The following is a 15,701-nucleotide window of genomic DNA, read 5'->3' as shown; positions in this document are numbered from 1 at the left end:
AAATGTCGGTGCGTCCTGAGATGCTGTGGGTATGGACAGCAGGACAGCTCACAGCAGGACAGCTCACAGCAGGACAGCATGGAGTGCGGAGAGCAGGGCGGCCGTGGAGGCCGTCGCCGCGTCCGCTGCCGCGCTTGCTGGCCTGATCGGGGCCGGCGCGGACCGCTCCGATCCGCCCGGCGCCGACCCCGTGAGTGATGCCGATCCGCTGCGGAGCGTGGCGGACGGTTGCCTGGACGGGCTGGCCGAGGCGGCCCGGCTGGAGGCCCGGACCGCGGCGCTGAAGGTGCGGCTGGCCGCGGACTACGCGCGGGCCACCGGGGCGCTGGCGCCGCCGGCGCGTCCCCGCCCGAACGCACGGCCCAKGCCATGGCCATGGTCGCCGAGGTCGCCTGTGTCCTGACCGTCAGCGAACGGACCGCCGGCGCCCTCCTGTCCGATTCCCTGGCGCTGACCACGGCGCTGCCGCTGGCCCTGGCGGCGCTGCAGGCCGGGACGATCTCCTGGCAGCACGCCCGGATCATCGTCGAGGAAACCTCCGGCCTGGAACCGGCCGCAGCGGCCGGGCTGGAGGCGCACTTCCTGGACCCCGGCGCGCCCAGCCCGGCCCGCGGCTGCCCGGCCGGGGACCTCATCCCGTCCCGGTTCCGGGCCAAGGCACGCRCCTGGCGYGAACGCCACCACCCGGTCAGCATCGAACAGCGSCACGCCAAGAGCGCCGCGGACCGGCGGGTCGATTTCGCCCCGGACCGGGACGGCATGGCCTGGCTTTCGGCCTATCTCCCGGCCGACACCGCCGCGGGGATCTGGGAACGGACCACCGCCGCCGCCCGCGCCCTTCAGGGCCCGGACGAGGCCCGGAACCTCTCCCAGCTCCGCGCCGACGTCGCCGCCACCTGGCTCCTCACCAACGAAATGGCCGACGGCGGCACCGGCCTGGGCGGAACCGGCGGAATGGCCGACGCCGGCACCGGCCTGGGTGGCACCGGCCTGGCCGGGGGTGGGGCCGGGGGTGGTGTGCCGTCGCCGCGGGCGCAGGTGTTGATCACCGTCCCGGTCCTGTCGCTCCTGGGCGCCGGCGAGGAACCGGCCACCCTGGACGGGTACGGGCCGATCCCGCCGTCCATGGCCCGCCGCCTGATCACCGGCGGCGCGGACTCCTTCTACCGGGTCCTGACCGACCCCCGCGACGGCGCCCCGCTGGAAATCGGCCGGACCAGCTACCGTCTGACGAAGGCCCAGCGYCAMTGGCTCCGGCTCCGCGACGGCMRRKGCCCGTTCCCCGGCTGCGGCAACCACTCCCTGGACAACGAGGCAGACCACCTCCTGGCCTGGGCCGACGGCGGCACCACCGGCATCTCCAACCTGGGCCAGCCCTGCCCCAGRCAYCACCGGCTCAAACACGGCTCCGCCTGGCAACCCACCCGGGCCGGCAAGGACCACCCGCCGGGCTGGATTTCACCGTCCGGCCGGCACTACCCCAGCGAGCACCAGGACTGGGAACCGCCCCGCTGGCCACGCAATATCCCGGCCGCAGACACGCTCCCGGACCGCAGCCTGCCCACGGGTCCAGGACTTCGTCCGGACCCGGCATTCATCGGGCACCCCGGCCAGGAACCCGGCCAGGAAACCGGCCGGGATCCCGGCCAAGGTCCCGAACCGGACCTGCCCCCGGACCCCTTCCCGGAATGGCACCAATTCACCGCCGCGCACCCACTACCGTCGGTGGACACGGACGATCCGGGCTGGTCAGCACCCCTCGACGACCCGATCCGGGAATGCGTCGTGTATCAATCCGCCTGACCGACCAGTTGCGTGCCGGTTCAGTGCGGTAATCGAACTTCTTTGGTGGCCCGCAGCCCTGCCGCTGACAATCGCCCTCGCCTGCGGACAAGAGCTGCCGGGCGACTTTCACAACCGATGAACGGAAGCCCTATGGGGCCGACGCGGGGCCCGTGGGCACTCTTGAGTGAGACGTGGATCACGTCGACTCATCCAGGGAATTCACCCGGAACAGTCACGCACGAAAGAAGGACAACGATGTCTGCCGCCACCACAGAACTATCGCCCGTAGCAGAGTCTCCCTCCGGGCCGGCCGAACTGCCCCCATACTCCCATGACCTCGCGTGGCCGGATGGCATGGCACCGTTCAAGGTCGTCGACGACGGAACGCAGGGGGACCCATACGCGCACTACGCATGGATGCGCGACAACGCCCCGGTCCTCCGGGCCGCCTCACCGGTATCGGATGTCTGGTTCATCACCCGCTACGACGACGTGCGCAAAGCCATGCGCGCCCCCAAGGTCTTCTCCTCCCAGGTCGTGGACCCGGTGCCGCTGACCTTTCTGACCTTGTTCGATGCCCCGAACCACACCCGGCTGCGCCAGGTCGTTGCGCAGGCCTTCACCCCCAAGGCGATCGCCCGCTTCGAGGAACGGGTCCGCGAGAACGCCCACAAGTATCTGGACCCGATGATCGCGGCCGGCGGCGGCGACGCCGTCGACGATTACGCGATCCCGCTGAGCATGTCCACCATCAGTGCCCTGCTGGACGTCCCGGCGTCGGACTTCGAGAAGATGAAGTTCTGGTCCGACGAGACCTTCAGCTACTTCGGCCGGTTGGCCCGCAACGCGCAAGGCACGGGCACCGACGAACAGAGCACTTTCGAGTTCTTCGCGTATTTGAAAGACACCATGGAGCGCCTCTACGTGGAGGGAAACGAGTCCGTGGGCGGCCACATCGCCCGGATGTGGAAGGACGGCCTGCTCAGCGAGAAGGAAGCCAAGGAACTCTGCGCCTTCGTCTTCGTTGCCGGCCACGACACCACCACCATCCTGCTGGCCAACGCATTCCGGGTCTTCAGCGAACAGCCCGAACTGCTGGACCGGATCCGGCAGAACCCCGCCGATGCGAACCTGTTCGTCGAGGAACTGGCACGCTTCCGCGGAACGGTGCAGCGCGCCAGCCGGATCACAACCGAAGACGTCGAGGTCGCCGGCGTGTGCATCCCTGCCGGCGCCATCGTCCGGCTGCTGCCGGCCGCCGCGAACCGCGACAGCGCCAAGTACCCCGACGGCGAGACCTTCAACATCGACCGCAACACCGACGGCCACCTCGGCTTCGGCCACGGTGTGCACAGCTGCCTCGGCGCCCCGCTGGCCAGACTGGAAACCGTGGTGACTGTGGAACTCCTCGCCTCAAAGCTTGGCTCCCTGACCCTCAACAAGGACAAACCGATCGAATACGTCCGGGGCAACAACCTGACCAACTCAGGCCCGGAACACCTCTACGTGGAGCTGGAGATCTTCAATGCCTAGTCAGCAGCCCACAGAGAACCACCTGAATCCAATCATCATCGTTGGCGCCGGCCACTCCGGTGTCGCGGTGGCCGCAGGACTGCGCACCCGCGGCTGGGACGGGGACATCCTGCTGCTCGAAGCCGAAAAGGAGACGCCCTACGAACGCCCTCCACTATCCAAAGAGCTCCTGAAGGCAGGCGCCCCGGATGAGTCCACCGTGCTGCGCAAAGAGAAGTTCTACCAGGACAAACGCATTGGCCGGCGGGCAGGGCTCGCTGTCGACGCCATCGACCCCGCCGGCCGGACCGTCCAGCTGTCCGACGGCAGCCGCCTGGGCTACCATCGCCTCGTCATAGCCACCGGTTCGCGCGCCAGGTCCCTGACGGTCCCCGGGGCCCGCCTTCCCGGAGTGCAGGCCCTGCGGACCCGGGATGACGCCCTTGAACTCAAGCTGGCGCTCGTCCCAGGCGCCCGGGTTGCCATCATCGGCGCCGGTTACATCGGGCTGGAAGTCGCGGCCGCCGCTTCCGCCAAGGGCTGCGGGGTCACCGTACTCGAATTCCAGGACCGCGTGATGAGCCGTGTGACCTCCGAACCCGTATCCCGCTTCTTCGAGCAACTTCACGAGCAAAACGGCGTCCGGTTCGTCTTCGGTGCAGCGGTCACCGCCATCGAAGGGGTCGATCGGGCCGAGCGGGTCGTCACCGCCGACGGCACCTCCTACCCGGCCGACGTCGTCCTCGCCGGCATCGGCGTTGTGCCCAACCAGGAACTCGCCGCTGACGCCGGACTTCTCTGCCAGGACGGCATCCTCGTGGACGGGCATGGGCGGACCTCCGTTCCGGACATCTATGCCACGGGTGACGTCACTCGCTTCACCAGCACTATCGACGGCACCAGCCAGCGCCTCGAATGCATCCAGAACGCGATGGCGCAGGCTGACCAGGTGGCCGCGGACATCACCGGGCAGGACGCCGCGGAGACGGAAATCCCGTGGTTCTGGACAGTACAGCACGGTGTCCGGCTACAGACGGCCGGGGTCCGCCGCGCCGATGACGAGGTGATCGTGCGAGGCGCCCCGGCTGACGGCAAGTTCTCGGTTGTCTATCTCCGGGACGGGTGCCTCGCCGCCGTCGACACCATCGCAGGCCTGGCTGACTTCCGGCCGGCCAAGAAACTGATAGCCCAGAAAGCGCGGATTGACCCGTTGCTCGCCGCCGATCCCGGCACTCCACTGACCGCCGCTGTGTTCGCAGCTGCCTGAAAACTAAGGAACCACCATGAGCAACAACAAACTCACCGTCATCGACCGCGAGGGGTCCACGCACGACCTCGAATGGGAGCCGGACCAGACATTGATGGAGGCCCTCCGCGACAACGACCTCCCGGTCCTGGCATCCTGCGGCGGCACGGCCTCCTGTGCCACATGCCACGTCTTCCTGGAAAAGGAGGTCTTTGACACCCTGGCCGAACGCAGCGAGGACGAACTCGAGTTGCTGGCCGAGGCCGAGGGCTACCAGGAATGCGGCTCCAGGCTCTCCTGCCAGCTCGACTTCAGCCAGGACCTCGACGGCGTCACCGTCACTCTGGCGCCGGAAGAGTAGCCGCCGCTTCCGGCAGCCGGATAGCGAGGAGGCCGTCGTTCCATCTGCATACATTGGGGGATGGAACGGCGGCCGTTCCTACGCCGCCGGGTCGGTCACCAGGATCCGCACCGAGCACAGCTCCGCGGCAGCTTTCTTCAGGACCGCTGCGCGCGGATCCGGGACGTCCAGGAACGCGAGCCGTGCCAGGCCGGCGTAGCGTTTCAGGGCGGGTTCGGCGAGCACCTGGTCCGCCAGCGTCCGGTCGCCGCCCGCCGCGAGGTATTCGACCCGGTGCCCCGCGAAGATCCTTCCGGCGTGCTCGGCGACGGCTTCCACGAGGGCATCTGCCTGGTTGGCGCGCCGCCGGGCAAACCGCTGCTGGGACCAGCCGCCGGCGGCCGTCCGGGACTGGACGTGGCGGGTGCCGGTCTTGGACGCCAGCACGGCGCCGGCGCTGACCACAGCCACCGAATATCCGCCGCGCCGGACCAGTACGGCGCCGATGCTCCGGGGTTGCCCGGCCAGCGAGGCCAGCCGCGAAAGGGCGTCCTGGCCGCTCCCGGGCCGGCCGTCCACGGGCCAAGGCGCCCGCAGCACTGCCACGGCGCCGTCCGCGGCGCGCAGCTGCAAGCCGGCGTCGAGCTCCTCCTCCACCAGTGCGCCATGGCTCGCGGCGAAGCGGTCCACCCAGCCAGGCAGCCGGCCGCCGGAGACGAAGGCCACACGGGTCTCGGGGCTGGGCATGGCAGGTTCTCCGTTGCGGGGGCGATGGTGACAAGGCGGGCAGGAACTAGAAGTAGCCTATCTATGTGGATGATCTCTTTGGCGCAGGGCGGGACAACGCCGACGGAAGCGACGACCTCGGCGTAGCCGACGGTGCTGCCGACGGCGGCGCGGACGATTCCGGCCAAGCCCGGAGCCGAGCCCGGTCTGGCGCCGGGTCAGCCTCGCCGCGGAGCCCGCTCGCCGTCCGGATGCGGCCGCGCACCCTCGATGACGTCGTTGGCCAGCAGCACCTGCTCGGCCAGGGCTCCCCGCTGCGCCAGCTGGCCGCCGGCTCCGATGCGACCGGCCCTGCGGGCCCGAGTTCGGTGATTCTCTGGGGTCCTCCCGGCACCGGCAAGACCACCCTTGCCCACGTCATTGCCAAGGGTCCCGGCCGGAAATTCGTCGAGCTCTCCGCCATCACCGCCGGCGTCAAGGACGTCCGCCGCGTGATGGATGAGGCCCTGACCGCGCGCGACCTCTTCAAGACCACCACCGTCCTCTTTCTCGATGAGATCCACCGCTTCAACAAGGCCCAGCAGGACGCGCTGCTTCCCGGCGTCGAGAACCGCTGGGTGGTGCTGGTGGCGGCCACCACCGAAAACCCGTCGTTCTCCGTTGTGTCCCCGCTGCTGTCCCGCTCGCTGCTGCTGACCCTGAAACCTCTCACCGACGCCGACGTCGAGGCGCTGCTGCAGCGGGCCGTTTCGGATGTCCGCGGACTGAACGGGAAGGCCGAACTCAGCGCCGACGCACTGGCGCACCTTGTCCGGCTCTCCGGCGGCGACGCCCGCCGCGCCCTGACTGCCCTGGAAGCGGCCGCCGGCGTCGCGTTCGGAGACGCGGATGACATCGACGCAGTTGATACCGGCACGGTCGCAGTTGATACCGGCACAGTCGCAGCCGATACCGGCACAGACTCCCGCGCAGGAACGGCGGAGCCCGTCACGATCCAGCTGCGGCACACGGAGCGGGCCCTGGATGTCGCCTCCGTCCGCTACGACCGGGCCGGGGACCAGCATTACGACGTCGCCAGCGCGTTCATCAAGTCGATCAGGGGCTCCGACGTCGACGCCGCCCTGCACTATCTCGCCCGGATGCTGGAGGCCGGTGAGGACCCCCGGTTCGTGGCGCGCCGGATCGTGATCTCCGCAGCCGAGGACGTCGGCATGGCGGACCCGACGGCGCTGCAGACCGCCGTCGCGGCGGCCCAGGCCGTGCAGCTGATCGGCATGCCGGAAGGCCGCATCATCCTCGCCGAGGCCGTGGTGCATCTGGCCACCGCGCCGAAGTCCAACGCCGCGTACATGGGGATCAACCAGGCGATCGCTGACGTCCGGGCCGGGCTCGGGAACGGCATCCCGGCCCACCTGCGCGATGCCCACTACCCCGGCTCAAAGCAATTGGGTCATGGCAAGGGCTACAAGTACGCCCACGATGCCCCGCATGCCGTGGCCACCCAGCAGTACCCGCCGGACGACCTCGTCGGTCGCAACTATTACGAGCCCACCGCCAACGGAGCCGAACGCGACATCGCCACCCGGCTCGAGCGGCTTCGGAGGATCATCCGCGGCACGTGACCGGCCTGTGACCAGCGGCTGGTCCGCCGCGGCCTGCAGCGCCGGAATCCGCCGTTGACATGGGGCCCAAGAGGTCTAACGTGGAATTACGTCAGCATTGATCTGCTGGCCGTCCGTGCGGCGCAGGGGACAGCGCGTTCACATCGCCGGCTCTCGCTATCCGGACCCCGGAACGGCAGCCGACTTCGCTCCATTCCAGGTCATCCAGCGCGAGCGTCCCCGCCCCGTCCCCAGGTAGTGTCCCATGAGTATCAACTTCGTTACAGCCATGGCAGTGAAATCCTTCGATGTGCCGGACAAGAAACGGTGCCCGGACAAGGCCGAATTCGACCTCTGCACAGTGAACGACTACTCGGTGGCCCGACTGATCCTGGGCCCGGGCTGGCGGTGGTCGGAAAACACCCGGCCCTATGAGCACACCGACGTCTGCCTGCACCACCATCTCGGTTTCTGCATTTCCGGAGAAATGGAAGTCGAAACGGCCGAAGGGCTGCACTCCACGATTCACGCCAACGACACCTACGCGATTCCGCCAGGTCACGACGAATGGGTGGTGGGCCCGAAACCGTTCGTGGCCGTGGAATTCCTCGGTGCGGCGTCCTTCGGGCGCAGCGGTGCCCGGGGCGTGCACGCCCGGATCTGACTTCGGTCCATCGGCCGGATCTGGTAGGCTGGTTCGTTGTCTGGCAAGGCACGGACGCACAATCCATTGAAACTTCGCATTTGATGAGGGTTGCCCTGTGCCCAGTAGCAAAAGGCAGCGGTTGGCCGATGCTCTCCATCGTGGAGGCCAGTAACACTGACACACCGCAGATATTGGAAGGACACAAGTGGCTAACAACACTCGTGCTCGCCGTACCGCACGCCTTTCGCGTGCACTCGGCATCGCTCTGACCCCCAAGGCCGCCAAGTACATGGAGCGCCGCCCGTACGGCCCCGGTGAGCATGGCCGTGCCCGCAAGAAGCAGGACTCCGACTACGCCGTACGTCTGCGCGAAAAGCAGCGTCTGCGCGCCCAGTACGGCATCCGCGAAGCCCAGATGACCCGTGCCTTCGAAGAAGCACGCCGCACCAAGGGCCTGACCGGTGAAAACCTGATCGAACTGCTCGAAATGCGTCTCGACGCCCTCGTTCTGCGTGCCGGCTTCGCCCGCACCATCGCCCAGGCCCGCCAGCTGGTTGTGCACCGCCACATCCTCGTTGACGGCATCCGCGTTGACCGCCCGTCTTTCCGCGTCGGCGAGGGCCAGCTGGTCCACGTCCACAGCCGCAGCGAGACCATGCCTCCGTTCCAGGTTGCAGCAGCCGGCGCTCACCGCGACGTCCTGCCGATCGTTCCGGCGTACCTGGACGTCAAGCTTGACGCCCTGCAGGCCCGCCTGGTGCGCCGCCCGAAGCGTTCCGAGATCCCCGTGACCTGCGAAGAGCAGCTCGTCGTGGAATTCTACGCACGCTAATTCCAAAGGCACCACCTACAAAGAAGCCCGTGGCAAGCGCCGCGGGCTTCTTTGTATGTAAGGTACTTGGGGGAGTTCCCCGGGAGCCGGTTCTGACCGCCGGCTGAAACCGTCGGAACCCGACGCAACAAGCAGGTATCCACTGCAGTTCAAGGAGATGAGTGTCTATGTCTGGTGGCGATATTGCCGGCCTGATCGCGGCTGGAGTGTTTGCACTGCTGGTCCTGCTGCTCGCCGTGCCGATCCTGAAGCTCGGGGGAGTGTTCGATGAAGTGCGGACCTCCATCCGCTCTATCAGCGACGGCGCCACCCCGCTCATGGACGAAGTCACTGCCACGGTGACCACCACCAACGAGCAGCTGAAGAAGGTTGATGGCATCGCCTCCAACGTCTCGGACGCCTCCGCCAACATCTCGGCGCTGTCCTCGCTCATGGCCGCCACTGTCGGCTCGCCGCTGATCAAGGTGGCCGCCTTCAGCTACGGCGTGCGCTCCGCCTTCTCCACCCGTAAAAAGACCGCCACCGGCCGGCGCAGCCGCTAAGCCTCCAGGAGAACCTGACATGAACAGAATCATCTGGATGGGAATCGGCGTCGCGATCGGCGTCATCGCCTTCCGCAAGGTCACCGAAGCCCAGTCCGCACTCGGCCCCGAGGGCCTGAACCGGGCAGTGGGACGGCTGGCTGACGGCCTGTTCGACTTTGCCGACGCCGTCCGCGAAGGCATGGGCGAGCGGGAGGCCGAACTCCGCTCGGCCCTCGGCATCGAGACGGCAACGGATATTGCTGCCGGCGGCGCCGTCGCCCGCCGGGATGCGGTCCGGCGCTAGCCGGGAGAGAATTAGTAAGTAGGGTGCCCGTCACGGGCGCGCCGGCACCACCTAAAACGAGTCCCATATTGACGGGGCCCGGATCCGTGCCGGTCCTCAGCTTGTCCCGCTCAGCACAGACGCGGGCCACATAACGCAGTGAATATTGAAGGGTAAGAAATCAGCTCATGAAGTCGCAGGAGATCACCAAGCGCTGGATCGACTTTTTTGTCAGCAAGGGGCATACCGCCGTGCCCTCCGCCTCCCTGGTCTCCAGCGACCCCTCCCTGCTGTTCACCGTGGCCGGCATGGTCCCGTTCATCCCGTACCTGACGGCCCGTGAGGAGGCCCCCTACTCCCGGGCCACCAGCGTGCAGAAGTGCATCCGGACCGGTGACATCGAGGAAGTGGGCAAGACTGCCCGCCACGGCACCTTCTTCCAGATGTGCGGCAACTTCTCCTTTGGCGACTACTTCAAGGAAGACGCCATCAAGTTCGCATGGGAGCTCCTCACCACCGGCGTGGACGACGGCGGGTACGGACTGCCGCCGGAGAAGCTCTGGGTCACCGTCTACGAGGAGGACGACGAGGCCGAGCAGCTGTGGCTGAAGAACACCGGCATGCCGGCCGAGCGGATCCAGCGGATGGGCAAGGCCGATAACTACTGGTCCACCGGCCAGCCCGGCCCGGCCGGTCCCTGCTCGGAGATCTACTACGACCGCGGCCCCTCCTACGGCGTCGAGGGCGGCCCCATCGCCGATGAAAACCGCTACGTCGAGATCTGGAACCTCGTGTTCATGCAGTACCAGATTGACAACGTCCGCTCCAAGGTGGATTTCGACATCACAGGTGAGCTGCCCAAGAAGAACATCGACACGGGCCTCGGCATGGAGCGGCTCGCGATGATCCTCCAGGACGTCGAGAACATGTACGAGACCGACCAGGTCCGTCCCGTGATCGACCGCGCTGCGGCCCTTTCCGGCCGGGAGTACACCTCGGCGGAGTCCGCCGAGGACCCGCACCACACCGACGATGTCCGCATGCGCGTCGTTGCCGACCACATCCGCTCGGCCCTCATGCTGATCGCCGACGGCGTCACCCCCTCCAACGAAGGCCGCGGCTATGTGCTGCGGCGCCTGATCCGGCGCGCCGTGCGCTCCATGCGCCTGCTCGGCGTCGAGAAGGCCTGCCTGCCCGAGCTGCTGCCGGCCTCGCGGGACGCCATGAAGGGCGTTTACCCGATCGTGGAGACCGACTTCGAGCGCATCAGTCGGATCGCCTATGCCGAAGAGAAGGCCTTCCTGCGCACCATCGCCTCCGGCACCGCCCGGCTCGAGGACGCGGTCAAGGAGTCCAAGGCCGCCAACCAGCCGCTCTCCGGCGCCGACGCCTTTGCCCTGCATGACACTTACGGCTTCCCGATCGACCTCACTCTGGAAATGGCTGAGGAAGCCGGGCTGAAAGTCGACGAGCCCGAGTTCCGCAAGCTCATGCTCGAACAGCGCCAGCGTGCCCAGGCCGATGCCAAGGGCAAGAAGGGTTCGCACGCTGACCTCAGCGCGTTCCAGGAGCTGCTGTCCGCCGGCGAGACCGTCTTCACCGGCTACACCGAACTCCAGGGCGAGTCCAAGGTCCGCGGCATCCTGTCCGGCGGCAGGAAAGTCGCCCAGGCCTCCACGGGCGACGAAATCGAACTGGTCCTGGCCGAGACGCCGTTCTACGCCGAGGCCGGCGGCCAGGCCGCCGACACCGGGCTGATCACCGGCGACGGCTTCGTCGTCGAGGTCCTGGACGTCCAGCGCCCCGTCAAGGGCCTGAGCGTGCACAAGGCGATTGTCCGCGAAGGCGAAATCGGGTCCGATTCGCTGGTTCAGGCCGCCGTGGACCGGGAACGCCGCCACGCCGCCGAGCAGGCCCACACGGGCACGCACATTGTGCACGCGGCCCTGCACCAGATCCTTGGCCCGGAGGCCCTGCAGCGCGGTTCCTTCAATAAGGCCGGCTACCTGCGCTTCGACTTCGCCTGGGGCGAGGGCCTGAGCGCCGCCACCCGGTCCGAGATCGAGGAAGTCTCCAACATCGCCATCCGCAACAACTTCCGGGTGGAAACTAAGATCATGGGGCTCGCCGAGGCCAAGGCGCTCGGCGCCATGGCGCTGTTCGGCGAGAACTACGGCAACGAGGTGCGGGTCGTGGAGATCGACGGCGCCTGGTCCCGCGAACTCTGCGGCGGCACCCACGTCGAGAACACCTCGCTGATCGGCAGCCTGTCCCTGCTCGGCGAACAGTCCGTCGGCTCGGGAAACCGCCGTGTCGAGGCCTTCGTGGGCATGGACGCCTTCCGGCACCTGGCCGCCGAGCGTGCCCTTGTCACCGAACTCACGGAAATGCTGAAAGTTCCCTCCGGGCTGCTCGCGGACCGTATTTCCAGCACTCTGACCAAGCTCAAGACGGCCGAAAAGGAACTCGAGCGGCTGCGCAAGGAGCAGCTCACGGCCGCCGCTGCCCAGCTGGTTGGCACCGCAAGGGACGCCGCCGGCGTCAAGGTCATTGCACACGACGCCGGCCAGGTCAGCGGCGCGGACGATCTGCGCGGCCTGGCCCTGGACCTGCGGACGCGTCTCGGTTCCGAGCCCGCCGCCGTCGCGGTGGCCGGTGTCAGCAACGACCGTCCCGTCATCCTGATCGCCACCAACGAAGCCGCCCGGGCAGCCGGAGTCAAGGCGGGCGCCCTGGTGCGTCTCGCCGCGGGCATCCTTGGCGGCGGCGGTGGCGGCAAGGACGACGTCGCCCAGGGCGGCGGCACGGACGCCGCCAAGGTTGGCGCTGCCCTCGGCGCCGTCGTGGACGCCATTACGCGGCGATAGCGGATCCCACGTGTCTGAAGCTGCTGTGGCCGGCGTCTATCCCCGGGGCGTGAAGCTCGGGGTGGACGTCGGCACGGTCCGCGTGGGCGTGGCCGTCTGCGACCGCGACGGAATCCTGGCGACCCCGTTGCGCACGCTGCAGCGGAATGTGAAAAAGAACACAGACGTTCGGATCCTGGCCGCCCTGGCGGAGGAGCTGGACGTCGTGGAGATTTTCGTGGGACTGCCGCGCACCATGAAGGGCGAAGAGCACGCCTCGGCCAGGATGGCCGCAGATTATGCACAACTGCTTGTCCGGGCTCTGCAGGGTGCCGGCTCCGACGTGCCCGTGCGGCTGATTGACGAGCGGCTCAGCACCGTGACCGCCCACCGCAACCTGCATGAAGCTGGCATGAGCAGCAGAAATCACCGTACAGTAGTTGATCAGGTTGCGGCGGCAGGTATTCTGCAACATGCGCTTGATATGCAAAAGGCCAGGGGAACGGAGGTCGGAAACCGCGTGTACGCGGAGTCTGCGCCGGGGCCGACCGGGGACGGCGCACAGACCGACCCGGCAGTACAGACGCACTCTTCAGAACATGGAAGGCTACAGTGAGCCCGGTCAACAGTGATGACTCCTCCGGTGACGCCCCTATTGGTGCTGACCGAGCGCTGACGCGCAAAGAAATCCGGGCCCGGGAAAAGTTCCTGGCGACGCAGGGACACAACGTGATCCCGCCGCAGGCTTTTGAGACCGGACAGGATGTTCCGACGCCGGCACCGGCACGGGCACCGGAGGGAGAGCTGCCGCAGGCCGCCCCGGAACTCCCCGAAGCAGCACCGACCGTGCACGAAGACGCTGCAGCTGAAGAGCCCGTGCACGAAGTGCCCGTCCACGAAGAGCCCGTCCACGAAGAGCCCGTGCACGAAGAGCCCGTGCACGAAGAGCCCGTGCACAACGAAGCCGTCCACGAAGAGCCCCTGCACGAGGAAACAGTGCAGGACGTTCCCGCCGACGAAGAGCCCGTCCGCGACGACTTCACGCGGATGATCCCCATCCACTCAGAGCCCGTCCACGAAGACGCCGGCCACGGGAACGCCGTCTATGCGTCGGCAGGCCAGCTTGGCCACGACGCCCGCCACGACGCGGTTGCGCATGGCGCCGGCCCCCACGATGGCTATGCTCCTCACCCCCACGACGAGGCTCACCATGTTTACGACGACTCCGGCGAACACCTGGCACAGGGCCACCCGGACGCCGAATATCACAGCGAACCCGGCCACGAGCTGATGGCCGGAGCGGTCCGCTACGACAAGGTTCCGTCCAAGAAGGTCCGCCGCCGCCGCCGCTTCCTGGCCCTGGTGCTTACCCTGACGGTCTTCGTCGTCGCAATCGCCGTTGGCGCGCAGTTCCTCAAGCCCCTCCTGGGCATGGACACCGTGGCCGATTACCCGGGCCCGGGGACCGGCGACGTCACCATCACGGTCGCACCCGGCGCCGGGCCGAGGTCCGTGGCCACCGAGCTGCAGTCAAAGAAGGTCGTGGCGAACGCGGACACGTTCCTCAAGGAATTCACCGCTTCCGGCGGTGCCCTGAACCCCGGCACGTTCTCGATGCGCCAGGAAATGAAGAACTCCGATGCCGTGGACGTCCTGCTTAACAAGGACCAGGGCAAGGTCATGTACTTTGCGCTCAGCGCCGGGCTGCGGATCAGCGAATCCCTGCAGGCGATTTCCGAGGGCACCGGGATTTCGGTTCCGGAGCTGAAGGCGCTCAGCGATGCGCCCGCCCAGTTCGGCGTCCCGGCGAAGGCCAAGAACCTCGAGGGCTACCTGGCGCCGGGGGAGTACCGCTTCCCGTTGGGCACCTCCGCCAAGGACATTCTGCAGAAGCTCGTAGGCAACACCCTGGATGAACTCAAGGCCCAGGGGGTCACCGATGCCGCGAAACAGTACGACGTCGTGACGGTGGCGAGCATCGTGCAGGCCGAAGGCGGCCAGGCCGAATACGGTGACGTCGCCGGCGCCATCTACAACCGCCTCAAGCCGAACAACACCGAGACGAACGGGCTGATCCAGTCCGATGCCACGGTCACCTATGGCCTGGGCATCCGCAGCTTCCACATCGACGAGGTCCAGAAGGCTGACAAGTCGAACCGGTACAACACCTATGCCAACCAGGGGCTGCCCGTCGGGCCCATTGGCTCTCCCGGCAAGACGGCCATTGACGCCGCCGCCAAGCCCAAGACCAACAGCTACCTCTACTGGGTCACCATCAACCTGGACACCAAGGAGACCAAATTCTCCAAGACCCTGGCCGAACACAACGGATACGTGGAGCAGTACAACGCCTGGTGCGAGGCCAACCCGGGACGCTGCGTATGACGCTGCGGGCGGCCGTCCTCGGGCATCCCATCAGCCATTCGAAGTCGCCGGCGCTGCACCGCGCCGCCTACGCGCACCTGGGCGTGGACATCGCCTACTCCGCCATTGACGTGACAGAGGCCGACCTGCCGGATTTCATGCGGCAGGTCAGGGTTGAGGCGCGCGCTGACGGTTTCTGGCGCGGGCTCTCGGTCACGATGCCGCTGAAATCGGCCATGGTGGCGGAAGTGGACGAGGTCCGGGGAGTGGGGCGCGCACTCGGCGTCGTCAACACCGTTGCCTTCGAATCCGGCGGCGGCAGAGCTGACCACACGCGGTTGGTCGCCTACAACACGGACGTCGCCGGGATCGTCAATGCGCTCCGGCACGCGGGGGCCGCCCCGGCGCCCACCGCCGTGGTCCTCGGCGGCGGCGGGACCGCGGCTGCTGCCATCGCTGCGCTCAAAGAACTGGGCGCAGTGTCTGCCGAGGTGTTCGTGCGCGATCCCAGCCGCGCCGCCGAAGCCCGCGCGGCCTCCGCCGCCGTGGGGCTCCCCGTCCAGGTGCTTCCCCTCGCCGGTGCGGCCGCCGCCGTCGCCGCGGCCGACGTCGTCATCTCCACGCTGCCGCCCCGCGCGGCAGACCCGCTTGCCGTGGAACTGGCAGATGCGCTTGCCGCGGAACTGGCACAAGAGCCGCCAGCCCCGCCGGCAGAATCCGTGCCTCGGAACGATGCCGCCGGACGACGGCGGACAACACCCTCGGGCGGCTCGGGCCGCCCGGGCGTCCTCCTGGACGTCGCCTACGATCCGTGGCCCAGCCGGATCGCCGCGGTCTGGCAGGAAGCCGGCGGCACGGTGGTCCCGGGACTTGAAATGCTCATCTACCAGGCGGTGGAGCAGGTCCGGCACTTCACCGGACTGGGCGAGGCCCTCCCGGCCGGAGTCATAGATGTGATGTGTGACGCAGTCGGGGCGCCCCGACGGGTGTTCTAAC

Annotated in this window: 13 protein-coding genes and 1 pseudogene; 13 read left to right on the top strand and 1 reads right to left on the bottom strand. The window is 67.8% G+C overall.

The window, feature by feature from the left end; all coding sequences use genetic code 11:
- The first annotated feature begins 31 nt into the window (after positions 1 to 31).
- The 4 genes and pseudogenes from AC1D2F_RS05100 (at position 32) to AC1D2F_RS05085 (ending at position 4,904) form a co-directional block, all read left to right on the top strand.
- Positions 32 to 1,803 (top strand): annotated as a pseudogene (locus AC1D2F_RS05100) (HNH endonuclease signature motif containing protein).
- Positions 1,804 to 2,040: 237 nt separating this feature from the next.
- A complete protein-coding gene (locus AC1D2F_RS05095; RefSeq protein WP_229994587.1) occupies positions 2,041 to 3,318 on the top strand; it encodes a cytochrome P450 in 1,278 nt (425 codons plus the stop codon).
- Positions 3,311 to 4,564: an NAD(P)/FAD-dependent oxidoreductase gene (locus AC1D2F_RS05090; protein WP_229994586.1), complete on the top strand. Its 1,254-nt coding sequence runs from the start codon at positions 3,311 to 3,313 to the stop codon at positions 4,562 to 4,564. The genes AC1D2F_RS05095 and AC1D2F_RS05090 overlap by 8 nt, the downstream gene beginning before the upstream one ends.
- Before the next feature lie 16 nt (positions 4,565 to 4,580).
- Positions 4,581 to 4,904, top strand: a complete 324-nt coding sequence (locus tag AC1D2F_RS05085; protein WP_229994585.1) for a 2Fe-2S iron-sulfur cluster-binding protein — start codon at positions 4,581 to 4,583, stop codon at positions 4,902 to 4,904.
- A 78-nt stretch (positions 4,905 to 4,982) separates the two neighbouring features.
- Here the strand turns inward: AC1D2F_RS05085 and AC1D2F_RS05080 are convergent, their stop codons facing one another.
- The gene (locus tag AC1D2F_RS05080) at positions 4,983 to 5,630 is read right to left on the bottom strand and encodes an acVLRF1 family peptidyl-tRNA hydrolase (protein WP_229994584.1); all 648 of its coding nucleotides are present in this window, start codon (positions 5,628 to 5,630) and stop codon (positions 4,983 to 4,985) included.
- A 65-nt stretch (positions 5,631 to 5,695) separates the two neighbouring features.
- Between AC1D2F_RS05080 and AC1D2F_RS05075 the strand changes: the two genes are divergently transcribed.
- From AC1D2F_RS05075 to AC1D2F_RS05035, 9 genes are all read left to right on the top strand, one after another.
- Entirely contained in the window at positions 5,696 to 7,231 is a 1,536-nt protein-coding gene (locus AC1D2F_RS05075; protein WP_229994583.1) for a replication-associated recombination protein A, read from the top strand.
- A gap of 244 nt (positions 7,232 to 7,475) precedes the next feature.
- On the top strand, positions 7,476 to 7,874 hold the full coding sequence (locus tag AC1D2F_RS05070) for a cupin domain-containing protein (RefSeq protein ID WP_229994582.1): 399 nt from the start codon (positions 7,476 to 7,478) through the stop codon (positions 7,872 to 7,874).
- A 187-nt stretch (positions 7,875 to 8,061) separates the two neighbouring features.
- Positions 8,062 to 8,688: a 30S ribosomal protein S4 gene (gene rpsD, locus AC1D2F_RS05065; protein ID WP_018773157.1), complete on the top strand. Its 627-nt coding sequence runs from the start codon at positions 8,062 to 8,064 to the stop codon at positions 8,686 to 8,688.
- Positions 8,689 to 8,855: 167 nt separating this feature from the next.
- Complete coding sequence (locus AC1D2F_RS05060; protein WP_229994591.1) at positions 8,856 to 9,230, top strand: DUF948 domain-containing protein; 375 nt, start codon at positions 8,856 to 8,858, stop codon at positions 9,228 to 9,230.
- 19 nt (positions 9,231 to 9,249) lie between these two features.
- The gene (locus AC1D2F_RS05055; protein WP_229994581.1) at positions 9,250 to 9,516 is read left to right on the top strand and encodes a DUF6167 family protein; all 267 of its coding nucleotides are present in this window, start codon (positions 9,250 to 9,252) and stop codon (positions 9,514 to 9,516) included.
- Between the two features lie 167 nt (positions 9,517 to 9,683).
- Positions 9,684 to 12,362 carry an alanine--tRNA ligase gene (alaS, locus tag AC1D2F_RS05050; RefSeq protein ID WP_229994580.1) on the top strand — a complete coding sequence of 893 codons (2,679 nt, stop codon included), beginning with the start codon at positions 9,684 to 9,686 and terminating at the stop codon, positions 12,360 to 12,362.
- Positions 12,363 to 12,372: 10 nt separating this feature from the next.
- On the top strand, positions 12,373 to 12,957 hold the full coding sequence (ruvX, locus tag AC1D2F_RS05045) for a Holliday junction resolvase RuvX (RefSeq protein ID WP_229994579.1): 585 nt from the start codon (positions 12,373 to 12,375) through the stop codon (positions 12,955 to 12,957).
- Positions 12,954 to 14,726, top strand: a complete 1,773-nt coding sequence (gene mltG / locus AC1D2F_RS05040; protein WP_229994578.1) for an endolytic transglycosylase MltG — start codon at positions 12,954 to 12,956, stop codon at positions 14,724 to 14,726. The genes ruvX and mltG overlap by 4 nt, the downstream gene beginning before the upstream one ends.
- The gene (locus tag AC1D2F_RS05035) at positions 14,723 to 15,700 is read left to right on the top strand and encodes a shikimate dehydrogenase family protein (RefSeq protein ID WP_229994577.1); all 978 of its coding nucleotides are present in this window, start codon (positions 14,723 to 14,725) and stop codon (positions 15,698 to 15,700) included. Before mltG ends, AC1D2F_RS05035 begins: the two co-directional genes overlap by 4 nt.
- Position 15,701: the final 1 nt, after the last annotated feature.

This window comes from Arthrobacter sp. P1_B3 (assembly GCF_056406615.1).
This window is presented reverse-complemented; position numbering and strand designations above follow the sequence as displayed.